24 protein-coding genes are annotated in these 22,651 nt (G+C 35.2%); 15 read left to right on the top strand and 9 right to left on the bottom strand.

Features of this window, described 5'->3' with window-relative positions:
* Window positions 1-8 precede the first annotated feature (8 nt).
* Entirely contained in the window at window positions 9-539 is a 531-nt protein-coding gene (narJ, locus tag MHH66_RS15905) for a nitrate reductase molybdenum cofactor assembly chaperone (RefSeq protein WP_016126833.1), read from the top strand.
* Between the two features lie 17 nt (window positions 540-556).
* Window positions 557-1,246 carry a respiratory nitrate reductase subunit gamma gene (gene narI / locus MHH66_RS15900; protein ID WP_002031592.1) on the top strand — a complete coding sequence of 230 codons (690 nt, stop codon included), beginning with the start codon at window positions 557-559 and terminating at the stop codon, window positions 1,244-1,246.
* A 118-nt stretch (window positions 1,247-1,364) separates the two neighbouring features.
* On the opposite strand, the gene MHH66_RS15895 is transcribed toward narI, so the two are convergent.
* Window positions 1,365-2,057 carry a Crp/Fnr family transcriptional regulator gene (locus MHH66_RS15895; protein WP_002189419.1) on the bottom strand — a complete coding sequence of 231 codons (693 nt, stop codon included), beginning with the start codon at window positions 2,055-2,057 and terminating at the stop codon, window positions 1,365-1,367.
* A gap of 376 nt (window positions 2,058-2,433) precedes the next feature.
* Between MHH66_RS15895 and moaA the strand changes: the two genes are divergently transcribed.
* The 9 genes from moaA (at window position 2,434) to MHH66_RS15850 (ending at window position 10,485) form a co-directional block, all read left to right on the top strand.
* Window positions 2,434-3,447 (top strand): GTP 3',8-cyclase MoaA, encoded by a 1,014-nt coding sequence (moaA, locus tag MHH66_RS15890; RefSeq protein WP_078184783.1) that lies wholly within the window; start codon window positions 2,434-2,436, stop codon window positions 3,445-3,447.
* A 17-nt stretch (window positions 3,448-3,464) separates the two neighbouring features.
* Window positions 3,465-4,478: a molybdopterin-synthase adenylyltransferase MoeB gene (locus tag MHH66_RS15885; protein WP_002031598.1), complete on the top strand. Its 1,014-nt coding sequence runs from the start codon at window positions 3,465-3,467 to the stop codon at window positions 4,476-4,478.
* A 43-nt stretch (window positions 4,479-4,521) separates the two neighbouring features.
* Entirely contained in the window at window positions 4,522-5,811 is a 1,290-nt protein-coding gene (locus MHH66_RS15880; protein ID WP_078184784.1) for a molybdopterin molybdotransferase MoeA, read from the top strand.
* A gap of 44 nt (window positions 5,812-5,855) precedes the next feature.
* A complete protein-coding gene (locus MHH66_RS15875) occupies window positions 5,856-6,326 on the top strand; it encodes a molybdenum cofactor biosynthesis protein MoaE (RefSeq protein ID WP_078184785.1) in 471 nt (156 codons plus the stop codon).
* The gene (moaD, locus tag MHH66_RS15870; RefSeq protein WP_016126837.1) at window positions 6,323-6,556 is read left to right on the top strand and encodes a molybdopterin converting factor subunit 1; all 234 of its coding nucleotides are present in this window, start codon (window positions 6,323-6,325) and stop codon (window positions 6,554-6,556) included. Before MHH66_RS15875 ends, moaD begins: the two co-directional genes overlap by 4 nt.
* A gap of 80 nt (window positions 6,557-6,636) precedes the next feature.
* Window positions 6,637-7,806, top strand: coding sequence for a nitrate transporter NarK (narK, locus tag MHH66_RS15865; RefSeq protein WP_002031603.1), 1,170 nt, complete (start codon window positions 6,637-6,639; stop codon window positions 7,804-7,806).
* A 267-nt stretch (window positions 7,807-8,073) separates the two neighbouring features.
* Entirely contained in the window at window positions 8,074-8,271 is a 198-nt protein-coding gene (locus MHH66_RS15860) for a PspC domain-containing protein (RefSeq protein WP_078184786.1), read from the top strand.
* Window positions 8,272-8,738: 467 nt separating this feature from the next.
* Window positions 8,739-9,482 carry an amidohydrolase family protein gene (locus MHH66_RS15855; RefSeq protein ID WP_063217696.1) on the top strand — a complete coding sequence of 248 codons (744 nt, stop codon included), beginning with the start codon at window positions 8,739-8,741 and terminating at the stop codon, window positions 9,480-9,482.
* A gap of 85 nt (window positions 9,483-9,567) precedes the next feature.
* Entirely contained in the window at window positions 9,568-10,485 is a 918-nt protein-coding gene (locus MHH66_RS15850) for an AEC family transporter (protein ID WP_078184787.1), read from the top strand.
* 223 nt (window positions 10,486-10,708) lie between these two features.
* On the opposite strand, the gene MHH66_RS15845 is transcribed toward MHH66_RS15850, so the two are convergent.
* The 7 genes from MHH66_RS15845 to MHH66_RS15815 form a co-directional block, all read right to left on the bottom strand.
* Window positions 10,709-11,179 carry a precorrin-2 dehydrogenase gene (locus tag MHH66_RS15845; RefSeq protein ID WP_063217694.1) on the bottom strand — a complete coding sequence of 157 codons (471 nt, stop codon included), beginning with the start codon at window positions 11,177-11,179 and terminating at the stop codon, window positions 10,709-10,711.
* On the bottom strand, window positions 11,172-11,882 hold the full coding sequence (locus tag MHH66_RS15840; protein WP_063217693.1) for a sirohydrochlorin chelatase: 711 nt from the start codon (window positions 11,880-11,882) through the stop codon (window positions 11,172-11,174). Before MHH66_RS15840 ends, MHH66_RS15845 begins: the two co-directional genes overlap by 8 nt.
* The gene (locus MHH66_RS15835) at window positions 11,879-13,303 is read right to left on the bottom strand and encodes a uroporphyrin-III C-methyltransferase (RefSeq protein ID WP_078184788.1); all 1,425 of its coding nucleotides are present in this window, start codon (window positions 13,301-13,303) and stop codon (window positions 11,879-11,881) included. The genes MHH66_RS15840 and MHH66_RS15835 overlap by 4 nt, the downstream gene beginning before the upstream one ends.
* 58 nt (window positions 13,304-13,361) lie before the next feature.
* The gene (gene nirD / locus MHH66_RS15830) at window positions 13,362-13,679 is read right to left on the bottom strand and encodes a nitrite reductase small subunit NirD (RefSeq protein WP_061689857.1); all 318 of its coding nucleotides are present in this window, start codon (window positions 13,677-13,679) and stop codon (window positions 13,362-13,364) included.
* Window positions 13,680-13,694: 15 nt separating this feature from the next.
* On the bottom strand, window positions 13,695-16,100 hold the full coding sequence (nirB, locus tag MHH66_RS15825) for an NADPH-nitrite reductase large subunit (protein WP_078184789.1): 2,406 nt from the start codon (window positions 16,098-16,100) through the stop codon (window positions 13,695-13,697).
* A gap of 246 nt (window positions 16,101-16,346) precedes the next feature.
* On the bottom strand, window positions 16,347-17,054 hold the full coding sequence (ric, locus tag MHH66_RS15820; protein ID WP_063217690.1) for an iron-sulfur cluster repair di-iron protein: 708 nt from the start codon (window positions 17,052-17,054) through the stop codon (window positions 16,347-16,349).
* Between the two features lie 203 nt (window positions 17,055-17,257).
* Window positions 17,258-18,217: an excalibur calcium-binding domain-containing protein gene (locus MHH66_RS15815; protein ID WP_078184790.1), complete on the bottom strand. Its 960-nt coding sequence runs from the start codon at window positions 18,215-18,217 to the stop codon at window positions 17,258-17,260.
* 208 nt (window positions 18,218-18,425) lie between these two features.
* Between MHH66_RS15815 and exsG the strand changes: the two genes are divergently transcribed.
* From exsG to MHH66_RS15800, 3 genes are all read left to right on the top strand, one after another.
* Window positions 18,426-18,578, top strand: coding sequence for an exosporium protein ExsG (exsG, locus tag MHH66_RS15810; protein ID WP_000395676.1), 153 nt, complete (start codon window positions 18,426-18,428; stop codon window positions 18,576-18,578).
* Window positions 18,579-18,827: 249 nt separating this feature from the next.
* A complete protein-coding gene (locus MHH66_RS15805) occupies window positions 18,828-19,037 on the top strand; it encodes a hypothetical protein (RefSeq protein ID WP_002085943.1) in 210 nt (69 codons plus the stop codon).
* 262 nt (window positions 19,038-19,299) lie between these two features.
* Window positions 19,300-20,910, top strand: a complete 1,611-nt coding sequence (locus MHH66_RS15800; protein WP_407060703.1) for a lipase family alpha/beta hydrolase — start codon at window positions 19,300-19,302, stop codon at window positions 20,908-20,910.
* A 194-nt stretch (window positions 20,911-21,104) separates the two neighbouring features.
* Here MHH66_RS15800 and MHH66_RS15795 read toward each other — a convergent pair whose 3' ends face one another.
* On the bottom strand, window positions 21,105-21,689 hold the full coding sequence (locus tag MHH66_RS15795) for a hypothetical protein (RefSeq protein ID WP_016126851.1): 585 nt from the start codon (window positions 21,687-21,689) through the stop codon (window positions 21,105-21,107).
* A 531-nt stretch (window positions 21,690-22,220) separates the two neighbouring features.
* Here MHH66_RS15795 and MHH66_RS15790 point away from each other — a divergent pair.
* Window positions 22,221-22,496, top strand: coding sequence for a stage V sporulation protein S (locus MHH66_RS15790; protein ID WP_002035358.1), 276 nt, complete (start codon window positions 22,221-22,223; stop codon window positions 22,494-22,496).
* The last annotated feature ends 155 nt before the right edge of the window (window positions 22,497-22,651 follow it).

Below are 22,651 nucleotides of genomic sequence, written 5' to 3'. Positions count from 1 at the left end.
AGAAAACTATGAAACAAAGTTTACAAACAGCTTTTTCTTGTTCTTCTTTTCTTCTCTCCTATCCTGAACTAGGTTGGAGGGAAGCTTTACTAGAATTACAGGAAGAGATTCAAGAAATTGAACAGGAAGAAATCAGAGCATCACTTACAACATTTATAAAAGAAGCGCTAAATAAAACAGACAATCAACTTATTGATTCTTACGTCTATACATTCGACTTTGGAAAGAAGACAAATATGTATCTTACCTACATGAAAACAGGTGAACAAAGAGAGCGTGGAATTGAATTATTAGAGTTAAAACAGCATTATCAAAAATCTGGTTTTAACGTAACAGATAAAGAACTACCTGATTATTTACCGCTTCTACTTGAGTTTCTTGCAAACGCGAATGAAAAAGATAGCGAGCCAATTATGAGTAAATACACGGAAAATATACAAGCGTTGCACGGGCAATTAAAAGAAGCAAACTGTATGTATGAACCAATTCTCGCCGCTGTTCTACTCGCTATCAATACATGGGGTATACAGGCAAATTAGAAAGGAGAGTTGTCAAAATGATGGATCAATTTCTATGGGTATTGTTTCCCTATATCATTTTTGCAATCTTTATCGGTGGACATATTTTCAGATACAACTATGATCAATTTGGATGGACGTCAAAATCTAGTGAACTATTAGAAAAGAAAATGCTCCGAATCGGAAGTCTATTATTCCACTTTGGGATCATGTTCGTCATTGGTGGTCATGTTATGGGGATTTTAATTCCAGAGTCTGTATACCGTTCAATAGGTATTTCTGAGCATATGTATCATATAATGGCAATTAGTTTCGGGCTTCCGGCAGGTGTTGCTTCTATCATCGGTTTAATTATATTAACGTACCGCCGTGTAACAGTAAAACGCATCATTGCAACGAGTACAAGGGGAGATTATATTGCGCTTATTTTATTACTAATCGTAATGCTAGCGGGACTTTCTTCAACCTTTTTAAATATCGACTCAAAAGGGTTTGATTATCGTACAACAATCGGTCCGTGGTTCCGAAGTCTCTTTATTTTCCAACCGAAAGTGGAATATATGATGGAAGTACCAGTATGGTTTAAAATTCATATAATTGCAGGTATGGGTCTATTCGCAGTATGGCCATTTACTAGACTTGTCCATGTATTTAGTGCCCCAATTAAATACTTAAGCCGTAGTTATGTGATTTACAGAAGACGTATTCCTAATGAATTGAAAAAATAATGCCACAGTAAACGAATAGAAGTTAGCAACTAACATGAAACGAGGTCTAATGGAAGGCCTCGTCTTTTTTAGGAAATAACTGTATGCAAGAGAAAAAGAGTAGCATCTAAATAAGATGCTACTCTATGCTACAAACAGAGGCAGAGCAATCTTCACAAGCAATTTCACATTTTAAAAATTGTAAATCATGGATTGTAATCTTTCCTTTATGAATAGAAATCGTACCTTTTTTTTTCAAATCATTTAACATTCGATTTACGCTTTCACGCGAAGTTGCACAGAAGTTTGCAAGTTCTTGATTCGTTAATGGTAAATCGATGAGAATCCCATTTTCTTTTAACACACCATAACTATTTGTCATTCGAATGAGAGTAGAATATAGGGCACCTTTTTTGCCGTGTAATACTAGATCTCGGAACTTCGTTTGCATTCTTCTTAAATGTTCACTAATCCATTTCATAAATTCAAATACAAGAGCGGGTTTTTGGAGTAATGCTTTTTCTAAGGCTTCACGCTTTATAACGCCTACTTCAACATCTTCAAGGCATTTTGAATTTAATAAATACCTTGCATCTTCCGTGAACAATGTTAATTCCCCAATAATATCATTTTGTGAACAAATGCGAAGTGTTAATTCTTGTCCGTCAGCACTAAGTTTACTGATTTGCACTTTTCCAGAGTGAATGATATAAATTTCTGTTGCTTCCATACCTTCTTGAAAAATAAAACTCCCCTTATTAATTTGCATTTTATATTCAACAGATGAAAGTAACTCCTTTAAATCTTTGGATAATGCCGTACTGTTTGCCACAGCAATCACCTTTCTTCTTATAAGCAGTATATTTCTTATTTTGGATGTAATCATGATGAAATTGCAAGAGATATTTTTGAAAATAAAGTAAAATTTCAATGACCGTAAGGAAAAGCGACCTTAAATGTCTAAAAAGCTACTTATAGTAAGGGTTTATATTATACGAATATAAGTTTTTTAGTTTAAGAAATTTTAGTATGTAAAGAGAATGGGACTAGAGATGTGAACAAAATTCGAACGGATTTGTGAAGAATTTTTGAATGGGGAAAGTAATGTGAGAAAAGTCACATTGAATATGTAGCTTCTTTTTTATAATGAAGGCAAATAAAAAAATTGAAAGCTTACTAATGATTGCAGTAGAAAAGAAGGGATATAGATGCACGAGAAGATGAAAGATTCTTTAGAGCGGCCACTTCAAGATTTACGTATTTCAGTTATTGACCGTTGTAATTTTAGGTGCACGTACTGTATGCCAGCTGAAGTGTTCGGACCTGATTATGCTTTTTTACAGGAAGAGTTTTTATTAACGTTCGATGAAATAGAAAGGTTAGCGAGATTATTTATAAGTATGGGTGTTAATAAAATTAGACTTACTGGCGGTGAACCTTTATTGCGTAAAGATTTACCGAAGTTAATTGCAAGGCTTACAAAGCTAGAAGGCTTAAAGGATATTGGACTCACAACAAACGGTATTCATTTAGCAAAACAGGCAAGGTCATTAAAAGAAGCGGGATTAAAACGTGTAAACATTAGTTTAGATGCGATAGAAGATCATGTCTTCCGAAAAATTAATGGACGAAATGTAAGTACAAAACCTGTATTGAAAGGAATTGAAGCAGCAAAAGCAGCTGGATTAGAAGTAAAAGTAAATATGGTCGTAAAAAAAGGGATGAATGATAGTCAAATTCTTCTAATGGCTCGTTATTTTAAAGAACAAGAAATTCAGCTTCGTTTTATCGAATTTATGGATGTGGGCAGTACGAACGGATGGAACTTTGAACAAGTTATTATGAAGGAACAATTAATAGAGAAAATTAATCGTGTATATCCGATTGAGCCTGTTAAACCTCGTTACTTTGGAGAAGTTGCGAAATTGTATCGATATGTAGGGAGCGATGCAGAAGTTGGATTTATTACTTCTGTTTCTGAATCTTTTTGTTCCTCTTGTACGAGAGCTCGTATTTCGGCAGACGGTAAGTTTTTTACGTGCTTATTTGGAACGAAAGGAACTGATTTGCGAACGCTTCTTCGAGAAAATATTTCTGATGCTTCATTATTAAAAATTCTCCAACATACATGGGAGTGCAGAACAGATCGGTATTCGGATGAAAGAACGGATGAAAGTACAAATAAACGTCCAAAAGTTGAAATGTCTTATATTGGTGGATAGCGAAAGGAGGATTCCCTATGCAAGAGCGATATTCAAGGCAAGTATTGTTTTCTGGAATTGGTGAAATGGGACAAAGAAAAATAAGAAAAAAACATGTGCTCCTAATCGGTGCGGGTGCACTAGGAGCTGCAAATGCGGAAGCGCTCGTTAGGATGGGGATTGGGAAATTGACAATTGCTGACCGTGACTACGTCGAATGGAGTAATTTACAGCGGCAACAGTTATATACAGAAGAAGATGCACAGCAGTGTAAACCAAAAGCAATTGCAGCGGCAGAACATTTAAGAAAGATTAATTCTGAAGTAGAAATTGTACCAATTGTAACGGATGTCACAATGCAAGAAATAGAAGAATTAACAAAAGAAGTGGATCTTATATTAGATGCGACTGACAATTTCGATACGCGCCTACTTATAAATGACATTTCGCAAAAAGAAAATATACCTTGGATATACGGTGGATGCATTGGAAGTTACGGTGTAACGTATACAATTCTTCCGGGGGAAACACCATGCTTTCGCTGCCTAATGGATCATCCTATGGGCGGTGCAACATGTGATACAGCAGGAATCATTCAGCCGGCTGTACAAATGGTCGTTGCTCACCAAGTGACAGAAGCGATGAAAATATTGGTGAATGATTTTCAGGCGCTAAGGGGAACGATGTTATCATTTGATATTTGGAACAATCAATATCTCTCATTAAAAGTAAATAGGCAGAAGAAAAGTACATGTCCATCTTGTGGGAATGTGCGCACTTACCCAAATTTAACATTTGGATCACAGATGAAAACTGAAGTGCTATGCGGGCGGAATACAGTTCAAATCCGTCCAGGGATAAAGCGAGTTCTTAATTTAGAAGAAGTTCGAAATCGCTTACAAAAAAGCGTGAGTGTCAAAAAAACTCCATATTTACTATCGTTTCTAGTAGATGAATATCGTTTTGTTTTATTTACAGACGGTAGGGCATTTATTCATGGGACAAATGATGTGAAAATGGCAAAACGATTATACGCAAAATATATAGGATGAACAGAAAGAGAGTTTATCCTTATCAAAACGAGGTGAAAAAAGAATGCTAGAAAAACGTAAACCAATTCCAGTAGCAGAAGCAGTTGCACGCATAATGGAGTATGCTCATCAAGGTGAAATAGAAAAGGTTTCTCTTATAGACAGCTACGGTAGAATGCTTGGAGAAGATGTTATTGTAGATCATGATGTCCCGCATTTCGATCGCTCTCCGTACGACGGGTTTGCGATTCGCGCGGAAGATACAAAAGAAGCAAATAGCAGTAACCCGATTCAGTTTGAAGTGATTGGTGAGATCGGGGCAGGTTCTGTTTTTAGAGAAGAGGCGAAAGCATTTCAAGCTGTACGTATTATGACAGGAGCTGCAATTCCAGCAGGATGTAATGCGGTTGTTATGTTAGAGCTAACGGAAGGATTTGAAGAAAAAGAAAAGACTTATATGAAATTAAAACGCTCTTTCGCTGCTGGTGATAACATTTCTTTTAAAGGAGAAGATGTAAAACAAAATGCCATACTTGTGAAAAAAGGGACTTCTATTAACCCTGGAGTAGCGGCGCTTCTTGCTACGTTTGGTTATAGTTCCGTACATGTTGTAAAACAGCCGGTTATTGGAATTGTAGCGACAGGAAGTGAACTTTTAGAAGTACATGAACAGCTTAAACCGGGGAAGATTCGAAATAGTAATTCCTATATGATTGCTGCTCAAATTGAGCGAGCGGGCGGAATTGTACGGTATTATGGACAGTTCGTTGATGATTTAGAGACGTGTTATAACACTGTAAAAAAAGCGATGAAAGAAGTCGATATTTTAATTGCAACTGGTGGCGTTTCAGTAGGAGACTACGATTATTTACCTGCTATTTATGAGAGATTACAAGCTAATGTACTTTTCAATAAAATAGCGATGCGACCAGGAAGCGTGACTACTGTAGCTGAGCTAGAAGGAAAACTATTATTCGGTCTATCTGGTAATCCTTCAGCTTGTTATGTCGGATGTGAATTATATGTTCGGCCAGTCATTGGAACGTATTTGCATAGGAAAGATCCGCACGCATATCGTGCAGAAGCGATTTTACAGAAAGATTTTCCGAAAGCAAACCCATTTACTCGTTTTGTACGAGGGAAAGTGGAAAGTGTAGATGGAAAATTGCAAGCTACACCAGTTGGTTTAGATAAATCTAGTGCAATTTCTTCACTTGCAGAGGCGAATGCATTTATCGTCCTGCCGGGAGGAACGAGAGGATTTGAAGCAGGAATAATTGTTTCGGTATTATTATTGGAATCGAACATAGGAAGTGAGTGGCCGTGGAAAGAACCACTTCGATCATATAAGTAATAGAAAAATAGATTGCTAACTTATACAAAGGTAAGAGGTGCAAAATGACACATACGTATTATGAAGTAATTGATACACCTATTTCAATTGAAGAAGTTACAAACAAAGTAATTTGGTGTGAGTGTGGTGCGGTTACTACTTTCATTGGTACCGTCAGAGAATTTACGAAAGGACGTCGTACGCTATATTTAGAGTATGTAGCATATAAAACAATGGCGGAAAAACAGCTTGAGAAAATTGGTAATGAAGTAGAAGAGAAGTGGCCTGGGACATATGTAGCAATTACACATCGCATTGGTACATTGGAAATTTCTGATTTTGCTGTTGTTGTCGCCGTTTCAACACCACACCGGAAAGCAGCCTATGAGGCGAACGAATATATTATGGAGCGTATAAAACAAATTGTTCCGATTTGGAAGAAAGAGTTTTGGGAAGATGGTGAGTTATGGATAGGTGATCAGTCAGAGAAAGTAGCATATGTAAATGGCGAGCCTGAAAAGGAGATGAGAACATGATTGAAGTGCTATTATTTGCACATTTGCAAGAAGAAGCAAGCAAACCTGCCTTGCACATAGATTGTGAAAATATTACGGTTACTGAACTAAAGGAATTTCTGGTTAAGGAATATAACGTAGCAATTTCAAACGAGGTTATGGTCGCCATAAATGAAGAGTATGCAAATGAAGGTGACATCATTCAAACTGGCGATGTAGTAGCAATGATTCCGCCAGTAAGTGGTGGTTGATTCTTTTCAGCCTAATCATGTTAGGACGTGATTAGGCTGGAGAGAATGAATATAACTATGCATACATAGGAGGGAACAGGATGAAAAGTCCTAATTTTCAATTAAGTTTACAAACTTCTAATCTAGTTATCGGTTTTATGGTATGGGTTATCTTATCATCATTAATGCCATATATTAAAGCGGATATTCCATTAACTGCGGGACAAATTTCTATGGTCACAGCAGTACCGGTTATTTTAGGTTCTATTCTTCGCATTCCAATTGGTTATTGGACAAATCGTTACGGAGCAAGAAAATTGTTCTTTATTAGTTTTATACTTTTATTATTCCCTGTCTTTTACATTAGTGTTGCCAATTCTATGATGGATTTAATTATTGGTGGATTATTTGTAGGGATTGGTGGTGCTGTATTCTCTGTAGGAGTAACTTCTCTACCGAAATACTTCCCGAAAGAGAGTCACGGTTTTGTAAATGGTATTTACGGTGTGGGTAACGCTGGAACAGCAATTACTTCATTTTTAGCACCTGTAATTGCGACATCAGTTGGCTGGAGAACAACAGTACAGTGTTATTTAGTTTTACTTGCAGCATTTGCACTTATGAACTTTTTATTAGGCGATCGTAAGGAAAAAAAGGTGAATACACCATTAATGGAACAAATAAAGGGTGTATATAAAAATGAAAAACTTTGGTTTCTATGTATCTTTTACTTTTTAACATTTGGATCATTTGTTGCATTTACAGTATATTTACCAAACTTTTTAGTGTCTCACTTCGGATTAGAGAAAGTAGATGCAGGCATGCGGACAGCTGGATTCATCGTATTAGCAACAATGATGCGCCCGATTGGTGGTTGGCTCGGTGATAAATTTAATCCATTTAAAATATTAATCTTCGTATTTATCGGCTTAACACTATCTGGTATTGTTTTATCATTCATGCCTAGTATGAACGTGTATACGTTTGGTTGCTTACTAGTCGCATTCTGTGCAGGTATTGGAAATGGAACAATCTTTAAGCTTGTTCCAATGTACTTCTCTGAGCAAGCAGGGATTGTAAATGGGGTTGTGTCAGCTTTAGGTGGATTAGGAGGGTTCTTCCCACCATTAATTTTAACGTTACTATTCCAACTAACAGGTCATTATGCAATTGGATTTATGGCGTTATCAGAAGTCGCTCTTGCTTGTTTAATCATTACAGTATGGATGTATAGCCAAGAGAAGCTGTTAGTGATGTTAAAGAATCATTAATAAAGAAAAAGAACCCTCCTAAAGTAATCTAGGAGGGTTCTTTTAGTAATAGGCTTCGATATGTTTTTTATTGCTAACTTAACAAACACTTGTATTCTAAAATAATGTGGTTTAAAAATGAAAAACAGAAGTTTTATGGAATTTTATGTTAAAATATAGATATCAGATGTTATTCAATTAAAGGGTTAGTTAAAGAAAGTTTAAATCTCTTCCGAAGATAGAACTAATTTTTAGCATACAAATACTTAATTGGATCGGGGTGTTTAGATGAAAAAATTATATAAGTCCACTCAAGATAAACAAGTATCAGGTGTATTAGGTGGCTTAAGCGATAAGTATAGAATTGATGTAAGTATCCTTCGCATAGTCACTGCATTATCAGCCGTTTTTACTAGTGGATTTACGGTGTTACTTTATATAATAGCTGCAATTGTTTTGCCTACAGATAAAGATATTAAGAGATAAATGTATGAACTTAAATCTAATTCCACAATCGAGAACTCTGTTTTTTGTCTATTGAAAGTTTCCAAAGTAAAAGCAACAGTACGATTGTTATAAGACTGAAATGAACAAACGAAAAATCCTCATAAAACATTCGGAATATATCGAGAACGAAAATAATAACTTTTGAATTAAACGATGACTATTGATCGCTAACGAATCGATAAATAGTCGTCATTTTCTAAAAAAACTATATATAAATATTTATAAATTTTAAAAATATATGAAGGTATTTATAACAAGAAAAAACTTCATATTTTTTAGGGCCAGATTTTTTCGTAAGGCTAATGGATATTGTGAAAAAGTACACCTAAAATAAAGAATAAAGTTTAGGTCGATAAGATAAAATTATGAATTTGTATAAATAATCCATAATTTTCTTTATGAGTCATATTTGATATGTTAAAGAAAAGAGAGGGGAGGGAAATGAAATGAGAATTTTTGATGCACATTTTCATATTATTGATTTTAATTTTCCGATTATTGAGAACCAAGGGTATTTTCCACCCAACTTTGTTGTAGAAGATTATCAGAATGAAACTCCTAATTTGAATGTAATTGGTGGAGCGATCGTATCTGGTTCTTTCCAAGGGTTTGATCAAGAATATTTATTAAAGGCACTAAAACAGTTGGGTTCAACATTTTGTGGCGTAACACAATTACCTTTTACAGTGACGGATGAAGAAATACTAAATTTAAATGAAAATGGGGTAAAAGCATTACGCTTTAATATTAAAAGAGGTGGTTCAGAAGATTTATCGAAGCTGGATTACTTTGCTAGAAGAGTTCATGATTTAGTAGGATGGCATAGTGAGCTTTATATGGATGCAAAAGAGTTGCCCGGAATTGCATCCACTATAGAAAAATTACCAGCTATATCAATTGACCATTTAGGGTTATCAGAAGAAGGTTTACCATATTTATTAAAACTAGTTGATAAAGGGGTACATGTGAAAGCTACTGGTTTTGGTCGTGTCGAATTAGATGTTGAGAATGCCTTAAAGTCGATTTATGAAGTTAACCCAGATGCACTTATGTTTGGAACAGATTTACCATCTACAAGAGCAAAAAGACCTTTTGAGTATGGAGATATCAAATTGATTCAACAGCTATTTGATGAACAAGCTACCGATAAAATCCTGTATACGAATGCTTTCAAATGGTATTTTGGGTAGCGTCAGGGGCTACATTTGAATTAACTGTATCCATATTTAGTAAAGAGTTTAATCCAACTATTATGTATTTAGAATGGGGTATTAAATGTTTGTTTTTATTATATTAGACGTGATATTACCAATATTAATATTGATTCTAATTGGTGCAATCTTACAAAGAAAGTTCCAATTTAACTTAAAGCAGCTATCTACACTTATTACTTATTGCTTGATGCCAGCGGCTGTATTTGTGAATATATATGATATTAGTATAGAAACAGGTTTGTTGCTCCAGATAATATACTATTTAATACTTTACAGTCTGAGTGTGATGATAGTAAGTCATTTCATTTCAAAAACATTAAAGTTAGAAAAAGGAGAAAGTGCAGCTCTAAAAAATAGCATTTCGTTAATGAATTCCGGTAATTATGGATTACCAGTAAGTCAATTGATTTTCAGTCACAATCCAGTGGGGGTTTCCATTCAGATTTTCATTGTGATTTTCCAGAATCTTTTAACTTATTCATATGGGATATATAACTTACTATCAGCAACAAAAACAATCGGAAGTATTATTCAATCATTTCTAAGACTGCCTGTATTTCATGCACTCATATTAGGGGTTCTCTTTCAATCTTTTACAATTCAAATACCTAATTCTATCTTTCTACCTCTTAATCAGCTTGCGAATAGTTTTGTTGCAATAGCACTCATATTGCTAGGAGCGCAATTATCCAACATTAAGCTTAATTTTTTCCATCGAGTCATAACATGGGCTTTAATTGGAAGATTATTGATGGGACCATTATTAGCACTTGTCATGATATACCTACTAAACATTGATGGTATTGTTGCACAATCATTATTTATTGCAAGTTCTTTTCCTACTTCAAGAAATACAGCAACTATTGCTATGGAGTATCAAATAGAGCCTGAACTACATGCACAAATCGTTTTATTTTCAACATTTTTCAGCATTATTACAGTAACTGTCGTTATTTATTTGTCATATATTTTGTTTTGAATATACGTGCAAAAACGGATAGATTTGAGGCGGTAAATGATGGATGGAAATCCCATCGATATGAGAAGAAAACAGTCTTTGATATATTGGGTGTCGTTTACAATTGTACCATGTCTGATAATCAAGCGGCTTAATTCAAAAAAGGAACCAAAACAAAAAGAACAAACGCTTCTAAAAAACGTTTGTCCAAAGATAATTACTATTTTAGCTAAGAAATAGATTATTATTTGTGAGTACGAGAAAGCTTTTTTATAAGTTTAGGAAATATAGATGTTAGTTCCTGCTTCAAACGCTTTGTAAACGATGGATCCTTACCGGAAGTTGAAATCGTTACAATATATTCATCATTTCGGATGACACCAGGTGTGTGAAAGGATGATTCTGTGCCATCACTTACAATGTTAACCCATTGGAAATCATGTGCGGCTTGTTTGACCATCATATTGACATCATGTTGATTTGTAGCTGCATAAATAAGGTGAGCATCTTTAATATCATCATTACTAAAAGTTTTTTGCTTCCAAGTAATATAAGGAAGTTCCTTCATTTCCTCGCAAATCTCTGGGCTGATAACGGTGACAAAAGCGCCTGTATCTTTTAATCCAGACGCTTTCCGATATGCGATTTTACCACCACCAACTATAACAACTACTTTTTTATCTAAATTAAACATAAGAGGGCACATGTTATACATACACACATTCCTCCATTCGTTCTAATAATGTTAACTTCATATATGTATCAAACTGAAGACAGTTGCAAGTCGTGATGTGATCATATTTTTTTGTATGCAACTTAATTTTTTGAAGTAACAAACCGGTAAAGAGAAGGTACGGCATGACATATACATGGGACGCAGTCGATGTTATCGTCTTGAGCTCAGCAGTAAAAGAGGGCGCTCCTTTCGTTAAAAAGGAGCACGATACTGGCATACCGAGTTTTCGTTCGACCGCTGCTCCGATTTGTTGTAACTCATGTATGGGCTGTGGATCACTACTGCCTCGTCCTACGAGTAAAACGCTACTATCTTGCTTTGGCATAGTTTCACGTATTCTTTTCACTACAAGTTCAACCATATGTGGATGCGTACTAAAAGGTGGTACAATTGAAAATGTTATTTGAGGATATTTCTTTTGTAGTTGCTCTATTTCAAAAGGAATATCACGTTTATAGTGAGCTGCTGCAAATAATAAAACAGGTACAATCATTATTTCAGTTGCACCCTCTAGTATTGCTTCTGTAACTGCATCCGAAATGGTAGGTGTCGTTAGTTCTAGAAAAGCTATTTTTTGACTCCTTTCGTTACGTTCTTTCATAACAGATTGAATAAAGTGAATGAATTGTTCATTACCTTCTCGCAGGCGACTACCGTGTCCAACATATACAATTCCTTTCATCGTACCACCAAATCTTTCTTCATAATCATGTCTTGTAATTGCTCATCTACATTATGAAAACCAACTTTATTCGCATAGTGTAACGTTGGAATGTCGGTATACGAGAATGGTAGAGTAAGAATATCGATAAAGCCAAGTCGTTTTATTTCTGCTAGAAACGTATCAATAGAAGCACGTCCTTCAAATACAATGCTATCCCATGAGAATTCAGAAAGCATACGAGAATGGACTTCATCGAAGCGATGATCAATTGTATACTCATGAGTCATCATGTAGGACCCAGCACCAATTTTTTCTTGAATAAAACCAATTCGATTAATATTTCTGCCTAAATAAACAGTTGTATCGGAAGAGAACTCTGCTTGTTTACTTAGTAGCCCATATTGCATAAGTTTTTCTTGAGTGGCAACGTTCATATACTGCAGTTTCGCCTGTAAGGAACGAATATCTTTCTGGTGTTTACTACATGATCGCATCAAGATTTCTACACTTTCAGCTGAACAAAATACAAGGCGATCAACGTTAAAAATTTCATTGATTTGTTCAGATGTTAATGTGTATTCTTCCCTTTTGAAAGTTGGAATTTGATATGTTTCTGCACCGCATTCTTGTAACTTTTGCTTCATGAAACTGGTTTTATTTGTTGCGGATGCAAATAAAACTTTTTTACCATGCAATGGTTTACGTTCTTTCCAAGCGATTTGATCCCGTAAGGAAACGACATCACCAACAATTGTCATAGAAGGGTTAGAAATATTTTCGTTTTTGACGACAGGAACAATGGTTGAAAGTGTTCCTGTGACAACGCGTTGCTTTCCAGTTGTACCCCACTCAATGACTGCTACGGGTGTATTTTCTTGTTTTCCTGCTTGTAGTAAGTTTTCACAAATTGTAGGTAAGTTCTTTATACCCATGTAGTAGGCAATTGTGTCGCTATTGTGGGATGAATTATATTTTCCATGATCGGTTAAAGGACCTTTTGCATGCCCAGTTAGTAAAGTAACGCTATTACTATAGTCACGGTGGGTGAGGGGGATACCTGCATAGCTACTAGCGGCGATGCTAGATGTAATACCTGGTACAATTTCATATGGAATGTCCGCTGCTGCTAAAGTTTCTGCTTCTTCACCAACACGGCCAAAAATAGATGGATCTCCGCCCTTTAAGCGGACAACGATTTTTCCTTCTTGTGCAAATTGAAGGAGGTGGGCGTTAATCATTTCTTGACGCATAGTATGATTCTTTGGCATTTTACCGCAATAAATAAGTTCACAAGTTGGCTTTGTATAGCTAAGAAAGTTAGGGTTCAATAAGCGGTCATATAAGACAATATCTGCACGCTTTAAGCAATCTATCGCTTTCTTTGTAATAAGCCCTTCATCACCTGGTCCTGCACCAACTAAATATACATATCCGTTCATAATCGCACCTCATCATTTTTTATTTAAAAAGAAGCCAGAGGAGGCTTCCTTTCGTAAATTACATGTTTATATAAATGTCACCATCAATAACTTCTACTTCGTACGTTTGGATACAGCCGTCATCAGGTTTTTGAACTTCACCTGTTAGTAATGAGATTTTCCAATCATGCAGTGGACAAAAGACGAATTCCCCAGATACAATTCCTTCCGCTAACGGTCCGTTTTTATGAGGACAACGATTTTCTACAGCTCGAATATCTCCATTTGAAAGGCGGAATAGGGCGATAGACATACCTTTCATTTGTACCTCTTTACCAATTTGAATAGGAAGGTCTTCCGCACGCATAACTTTTATTTTTTCTTTCGTTTGTATCATATAGATCACAGCTCCTTATTTCACAGTTTCTACTTCATACATCGCTTTTAAAGACTTCGTTTCTAGTGCTTGTCCCCAAGCTTCCGTATATGTGCTACGAGCTGTTTGGAAACGATCATTTAACATCGTGACCATACTTGTATCTTGTAGTATTTCTTTTATATGATCGAAGCCTAATCGTTCTGTCCAATAGGCAGTACGCTCCCCGTAAATACCAGTTTCACGATAATATTGCATGTAAGCTGTAGCGATGCGAAGGACATCGTCTTCAGTAGGGACGATCATTACAAAATCAGCCTCGCGTACTTCCGTACCACCATTTCCACCGATATACAGTTGGAATCCATTTTCAACACACACAACGCCGAAATCTTTCGTAAGTACTTCCGCACAGTTACGTGGACAACCTGTTACACCCATTTTCATTTTATGAGGTGTATCTACCATTTCTAATGACTGTTCAAGGAGCATACCAAGTCCTAATGAATCTTTCGTACCGAAACGACAGAAGCGAGAACCAACACATGATTTTACATTACGAAGCGATTTTGAGTACGCATATCCAGAAGTCATATTTAAGTCAGCCCATACGTTAGGTAAATCTTGTTTCTTAACACCATATAAGCCGATTCGGCTCGCACCTGTAATTTTCACAAGAGGAACGTCATATTTTTTTGCGACTTCAGCAATTTTCATTAAATCATCTGCGGTTGTAACGCCTCCGTACATACGTGGAATAACAGAGAATGTACCATCGTGCTGGATGTTACCATTCATTCTTTCATTAACGTAACGAGATGATTTATCATCTACATATTCTTCCGGAATCGCCATACGTAAATAGTAATTTAAAGCAGGACGACATTTCGAACAGCCGTCTTCATGTGCAAAACTGAGTACATTTCGTACTTCTTTTGGCGATTTTAAACCTTTCTCGTGAATGGCGGCTACGACTTCGTCACGTGATAAAGTTGTACATCCGCACATACCAGCAGACTGCGCAGAAGCATCAAAAGCATCTCCGAGTGTATGAGCTAGAACTTGTTCCACAAGCGGACGACATTTACCACAAGACCCTGCGGCTTTCGTGCATCCTTTAACTTCTTCAAAAGTAGTTAACTCTTGTTCTAAAATGGCATGAACGATTGTACCTTTCGTAACGCCATTACATCCGCAAACAGTGTCATCAGCACTCATAGTAGCAACGTTAAGTTCGTTTTCTTCACCAGCTTTGTGAAGAAGGGAAGCTGCTGTATATTCTTGTATATCTTCTTCTTTCTTTAACATGCTAAAGAGGCGTGTACCATCAGCAGTATCACCATATAAAACAATACCGACGACTTTATTGTCACGAATTAATACTTTTTTATAGGAACGTTTACATTCATCAAAGATTGATATTGCTTTCGTTATATCATCTTCATAAATTTGGCCAGCAGAGAATAAATCACAACCTGCAACTTTTAATTGTGTACCGACGATACTGCCCACATATCCATCAGTTTGTAAATTTGTTATATGCTTTGCTAATATTGCGCCTTGTTCATAAAGAGGGGCAACAAGTCCATATGCGATACCGTCATGTTCCGCACATTCTCCAACAGCATAAATGGATGCATCATTTGTTTGCATATAGTCGTTAACTACAATGCCGCGATTTACAATTAAACTAGCATCTTTTGCTAAATGGGTATTCGGGCGTATTCCAACAGCCATCACGATTAAATTACAATCTACAACTTCACCATCTTCAAATTGAATGCCCTCAACATGGTCTGTACCAAGAATCTTTACAGTTTTCTTTTCCATTAGAAACTTCATGCCTTGCGCTTCTAAATCTTCAAGCAATAGGGAAGCTGCTTTCGTATCTAGTTGTTGCTCCATTAAGCTAGGCATTAAATGAACAACATGTACGTCCATTCCTAAGTCAATAAGACCTCTTGCGGCTTCTAAACCGAGTAATCCACCACCAATGACAACGGCCTTTTTCTTTTCTTTAGCGGTATCCATCATAAATTGTGTATCTTCAATTGTTCGAAATCCTGTTACACCAGGAAGGGTGGAACCTTCAACTGGTAAAATAAAAGCACTAGAACCTGTTGCGATAATGAGTTTGTCGTATGTAAGAGTACGATTTTTTTCTGTGATAATGACCTTTTCCTCGCGGTTAATACTTTGAACTCTCTCGTTTGTATATAAAGTTATTTCGTTTTCTTCGTACCAACTATATTCGTTCATAATGATATCTTGCATATTTGTTTTGCCTTGTAGAACATGAGAGAGCATAATGCGATTGTAGTTTGGATGTGGTTCATCTCCAAAAATAGTAATCTCATATGAATCACTATCATGTTTTAATATTTCTTCCATACAGCGTATGCCAGCCATACCATTTCCGATCATAACTAAACGTTTTTTCATTTTCGTTTCCCCTTTTTATGTGAAATGTTGAACAAAGGATTATATTTCTATTATAGAAAATTAAAAAAGAGGGAGATGTGATATTTATCACATTTTTGTAATGATTCACAAATTGTTAAAATTCGGATTTATGTGAAGGGAGAAGCGAAAGGGAATATGGTTATATGGGTAGAGGGGAAGTGTAAATATTTTTTACACAATGAAAAAGCAGGACATGAGCATTTATACTCATGTCCTGCACTTTATTTATGCTTTTGAAATTGCACGCGGAAATAAAATATTATTTTCTAAATGAATGTGCTCAAATAAATCAGATTCAATGGCTTCAAGGCGCTGGTAAACAAGGCGATAAGTGCCGCAAGCTCCTTCTGGTGGAGTAAAGTCATTTGTAACCTTACGAAGTTCTTTAATAATATTGCCAGCGTGGTTATGTTCATTTTCGAGCTCATCTACTACTTTACGTAACTTTGCATAGTTTTCATCAGTTGGATTTTGTTCGAATTCTAAAATTAACGGGAAATCTTCCGTTTCTTCTTTAATTAAATGTTGTTCTAATTCCATTTTAAGTTCATGAAATAGTTTATGAATTTGAGCTAAATGAGGCTGATTTGCTCCATGAACGCGTAATACTTTCGTCACATATGGACTTAGCTGTGGCAACTCTTCATTTAAATAGCGATGATGCTTATTAATCACATAATCAATCAATTCACGATATGAAGCATTTTTCCAATCAATTTCAGATTCATTTAATAGTTTCGTATTATTATAAAGTGTATTTAACTCTGTAATTACCTCTGTTGCCGATAAATTTCTTTCATTAATTGCGTCAAGAAGTGGTCTATTACCACCACAACAAAAGTCTATTCTATATGATTTAAAAAGGTCACTAGCTTTCGGAAATTGTGTAACAATCTCACCGATAATTGAAGTTTCAGTAAATGTATGTTTCATATGAATGCCTCCATAAAGTTTAAATGTAATATCTAAATTAAGAATAGCGTTAAATTAAAATCAATGTGGTGATTTAAATCACTTATTATGTGTCATTTTTGAGAATAATAAAATGAGTTTTATAAAAGGGAGAGGGAGGGTAATTCGTCGCAATAGTTTCTGATAATAAAAAAAGAAGCTTACTAGAAGCTTCTTTTTTACTACTATTTTTCACATGCAACTCCATCGCCATCACGATCAAGTTTAGAGCTATAACCTGGTTGATCTCTATATAATGGAGCTTTTCCAGCGTTTTTAACTTCAGTACAATTTTTGTAAGTTACATTACTATTGTTACCTGCAGCTGGTTGTGTTTGAGCTTGCTGTACTTTTTGCTGATCCTCTTGTTGTTTGCGAGCTTGTTCATCAGCCTGGCGTTTTTGCTCTTCTTGTTGTTTGCGAGCTTGTTCATCAGCCTGGCGTTTTTGCTCTTCTTGTTGTTTACGAGCTTGTTCATCAGCCTGGCGTTTTTGCTCTTCTTGTTGTTTACGAGCCTGTTCATCAGCCTGGCGTTTTTGCTCTTCTTGTTGTTTACGAGCTTGTTCATCAGCTAGACGTTTTTGCTCTTCTTGTTGTTTACGAGCTTGTTCATCAGCTAGACGCTTTTCATCTTCTTGCTTAAGAGCTTGCTCTTCGGCTTGGCGTTTTTCATCTTCTTGTTGTTTACGAGTTTTTTCGTCCGCTTCTTTCTTTTCTACTTCCTTTTTCTTTTCGTCATCTTTTTTCTCTTCACTATTAGAAGCGACTTGTTTATTAGTTGCTGTCGTTTTTTCAGAAGAAGGACCTGAAATACCTAATAGCACAACAAAAATGACAAATAAAATAGCTGTAATGATAAATTGTTTTTTTGCAACACCTGTCTTTTTAATTACAGATAATATTGCTAGTACGAGGAAGAAAATAAATAAAACAAAGCTTAAAATAGAAAAAAATTCAACGATTGGGTGATTAGAAGTCTCTGCGCCAGTTATTATTAAGACGATTGAAATCATAAAAAGAATAACGGTAGAACGACCATATCGTATTGCTTTACCATTTTTCTTAAAGAACGAGATGATGCAAAGAATTAAAAGGATAAAAGCAATAAAAAATAAAGCTGCACCAATATTACTCAAAACTGCCATTTTCATACCTCCATTTGTAAGATTTTCTCTATTGATTATATAGGGATTTATTGGATATTACACGTTTTATATTAATTTAGAAAATTAATATATTTAATAGACATATAAACATTTATTTCGTATATAAGGAAAAATAGATATATCTACTATTACATTTTGAAAGAGATTTCATAAATTATGGTATATCGATTGAAAGGAGGAGATTTGAATGGAATTTCAATTATTAGTGAATTGTGTGTTACAAGAAGGGAATGCTTACTTTTTAGTAACAAAAGTAGACGATGTTATTACGTTGAAAGTGCCAATTACAGCAGGAGTAGCAGGTTTATTCTTAGCTTTAGGTGTACCAAGATGTTCTTAATTTAGCTTTTGATAGTAAAAGGATGAGGGACAAGCCTTCCCCTTTTACTATTACATAATTTTTTTATGTAAACTAAATAAGGATTTTTAAGTTTTTTAATATTATTTTTGCCATAGCACGTTTAAAACGGACATGCATATACTATAATGTTTCATTGGCCTTTGATGATGAACGATAGTTTTAAAAAGTGTATCGAAAGTAGAAGTGATATTCTTTTCAATAATGAAAATAAAAGAGGTGCTAGTATATATGAAAAGACGAACGTATGATATTCCAGTCGTATTACGAAGAGAATGGTTTTTAATAGAATTAGCGCATTTAACAAAAAAATATGGGATTGAAATAGCAACTAGTAAAATAGAAGATGCACCATTTCTAAGAGATCAAGTTACAGAATTCAAAATAGGAGCGGGTTTGCAATACGATAAATATGATGATGAGTACATTATCGAGTTTTAAACAAAGAAGCTGCGTATAAAAGGTTATTAAAGAGACCTTTTATACGCAGTTTTTTTGTAAAGAGAAAGCTTTATTGAGAAATATTCAAAACGCTTATTGTAAAAAGGAATGAAGAAATGTTGAGAGAATAACGTTTGATAAGAAAGGAATGCGGCTATTAATTTCTTATTATATTGTAACGTAAAAGTAATTGATTAAATGGAATTTAAAACAATTGGTGTTCAACGGAATGGCAGCGTTTTCTTTCAGGAGAAAAAGGGGGATGTTAATGGGAATTATGAAAAGGAGTATCGCATTATTTATTGTACTTTGTTTTATGAGTCCGCTGGTTTTTAGTGAAAATGTACACGCGGAGGTTGTAACAGAGCTTAAGACTGGCTTTCCAAATCAAGAAGTATTTACTCCTGGAGAATGGTTTTTAGGTCAGAAACCTGCTAATTATGATGAGAATAAAACACCAATTCTCTTTGTACAAGGAAGAAATGGTAATGCGGATAGTTGGTATGGAAAGACAGTATATCATGAGATGAATGATATGTACGATTATGCTTTGAAAGCAGGCTATCAAACTGTATTTATTCAATTATATGATGCCGCGGGGAAAGGATCAGCTAGCCAATGGGACAATGGAAAATTGTTAGCACAAAAGCTTGAAGAGATTTATAATCATTTTGGCAAAAAAGTAAATATTGTAGCTCACAGTAAAGGTGGTATTGATACACAAGCTGCGTTAGTTGGATATGGAGCGAATCGATTTGTTGGAAATGTTATTACGCTTGCCACTCCGCATTACGGATCCAATTTAGCGGATTTATCATATAGTTGGTGGGCAGGATGGCTTGCCTCTATATTAGGTCAAAAAGATGATGGGACATATTCATTGCAAATAGGTGAAATGGCAAAGTTTCGTTCTACAATAGATAATAATCCTGCAGCTAAATTAAACCGTTACTATACGGCTACTGGGACAAGCTGGGGACCTGTTTTTTCAGCACTATCTATGGGCGGGTTGTATTTGTCATCATACGGTTCTAATGATGGATTGGTGAACGAATGGAGTGCTAAGTTACCATATGGAACACATTTATTTACAGATTCACGATTTGATCATGATAATATACGAAAAGGTTCAGCCGTTTTCGCACGAATTGAACCATATTTACGGACAGTAAATGTACCAGTACCAGCTTTATTAGCCCCGAGTAATAGTTCAGAGGATAAGGCAGAACAATTAAACACAACTTCTAATCAAGCTATTTTAGGAGGAGAGTTGTCACAAAATGAGTGGGTAGGACAAACTGTCGCAGTTGATAAAAAAGCAGAAGGGGTAGTTTCTATTTTAACAGCTTCTTCAGATGTAGAAATACAACTAATATCTCCAAAAGGAAAAGTTTATACAAATAAAGATAGTGCTGTATCTACTGGTGAAGGTGAATCTCTCTTTAAAGGAGCCACTATAAGAACATTTAAATTTGATAAAATGGAAGCAGGAGAATGGCAAGTTAAAATGATGGCGAAGCAGCCGAAAGATGCATATTTAATCGTGACCGATTACAAAAAAGATGCTCCGTTCGTCCTTCAAATGCCGGCAAAGGTTAAAGTAAATGAAGCAGAGTATAAACTCAAAAAATCACCTGTAGCTCCAGAAATGAAAGGCGATCTTTCAGTAACAGTACGAGTAATTAATAAAGATGGAAAATTAGTTTCTGAATCAAATGAATCGAAAAACATTAATACAACTACATTTACAGGTGTTTTGAAAAATATAGAACAGCCAGGTGTATATAACGTTACAATTGATATGAAAGGAATGAATAAGGAAGGACAACCTTATAATCGTACGATAGTTAAATCGGTTTATGTGGAGAAGTAGGAAAGAATGAATCGGTTTTAATAAAAAAAGTGCCGAATTCTTGTGGAAGAAGGATTTCGGCACTTTTTCATGTTTATTAGATGAATAGAAAAGTGAAATAGGAGCTTATGTTCTATAAGAGGACGATAGGAATAAAAAAAACGTTATGCAATAAAAAAGATGCTGAGTTAGCATCTGAATGTGAGGGAATAGTATTAACTTAGTTTTGTAACTGTTAATTCAACTGAATTTATACCATTATCACAAGTTACAATACTTTGATGATTAAAACCACTATTATTTCTAAGTTGAAGAGTTGAATTAGCAGGCACCGTAACAATAGTTTCGCCAACTAGTTGAAGGCATTCGTTATTTGATGAAGTATTCATTTGAAAAGCGAAATCACCTTGACTATTAGCAAGTGGATTATTATTTAAAAATATAGTTATGACTGGAATATGGGGAAATACAGGATTTAACGTAGTGTTAATACTTGAAATGAAAGAAATTCTATAATCACCAGCTTTACTAAATTGTATAGTAGTCGGATTTAATAAGGAAACTCCCCCTGCCAAAGGGCCAACGTGATTAAACGGAAAAGAACCGCCAAAAGGAACAGTTATAAACTCAGTTTGCCAAAAAGTGCCGTAAGCAGGCTTAGATGATTTATGTGAATGGTCGCATGAACATTTTTTATACGAACTGGAAGATTGATGGCACGAACATTGTTTATATGAACTAGAAGAAGAGTGGCATGAAGATCTTTTATATGAACTTGAAGAATGATAGTATGAACCCAATATATTACCTCCTATTATTAATAAATGTATAACACATAGTAGTTTATGCAATCGAAAAGCAATTGGCGTGTATACTTGTCCATATATAAGGTAATAGATTTGGGATAAAAAGCTGGCATAATATAAAGTGCTCTAATGAGGAGATATAGTTTTCAAAAAAATGGAGTTAGAATATTCTATGTAATGAATTTTGGAGAAGAAAAAGGATGAATATTTAGCAGATAACTCTATCCAAGGTTTTAAAATGTTGAAGTATTTAAACTTTAAGATAGTATATCGCTAAAGTAAAGAAGAGAAGTATTTAAAGGACAGCATTTTAGTGAAACAGAGAAATGGATAAAGCGATGATTAAGTTTTTAACTTAGTCGTCGCTTTTTATTTATGTAGTTGTGCAGGAAGAAGGCAAAAAATATCGAATGAATGTAATTATACAGAATTGTTTGTATTTATTTCGAATAGTAGTTAAAGATACGTTAGTTATATTTCAAACAGTAAGAAAAGAGAGATTAAATAATAGAGGGAGCAACTTACATGGAAAATATATTAAAGGTATCCTCAAAATCAAGTCCGAATTCAGTGGCAGGTGCAATAGCGGGCGTACTAAGAGCAAGTGGCAAAGTAGAAATCCAAGTGATTGGAGCTGGTTCTTTAAATCAAGCGATTAAAGCAATTGCGATTGCAAGAGGTTTTGTAGCTCCAAGTGGCATTGACTTGGTTCTTGTTCCAGCATTTCAAGAGGTTACTATCGATAATCAAGAAAGAACAGCAATCAAATTAATTGTAGGTCCTAGAAGGAGAAGGTCTTAATAGCGAGCATTAATATAAGGGGATTTGAAAAGGTCAATAGACTCCAAAAAGTTAGACACGTTATTTCATTTGACAGTTCCTTGGGTGTGGATACAGTATTGTACCGGATTTATGACTTTTAATTCCTCTTTATATTTAGCGGGTTTTTCTAGAAA

Source organism: Bacillus sp. FSL H8-0492, from assembly GCF_038006145.1.
In the GTDB taxonomy this organism is placed as follows: Bacteria; Bacillota; Bacilli; order Bacillales; family Bacillaceae_G; genus Bacillus_A; species Bacillus_A mycoides.
This window is presented reverse-complemented; position numbering and strand designations above follow the sequence as displayed.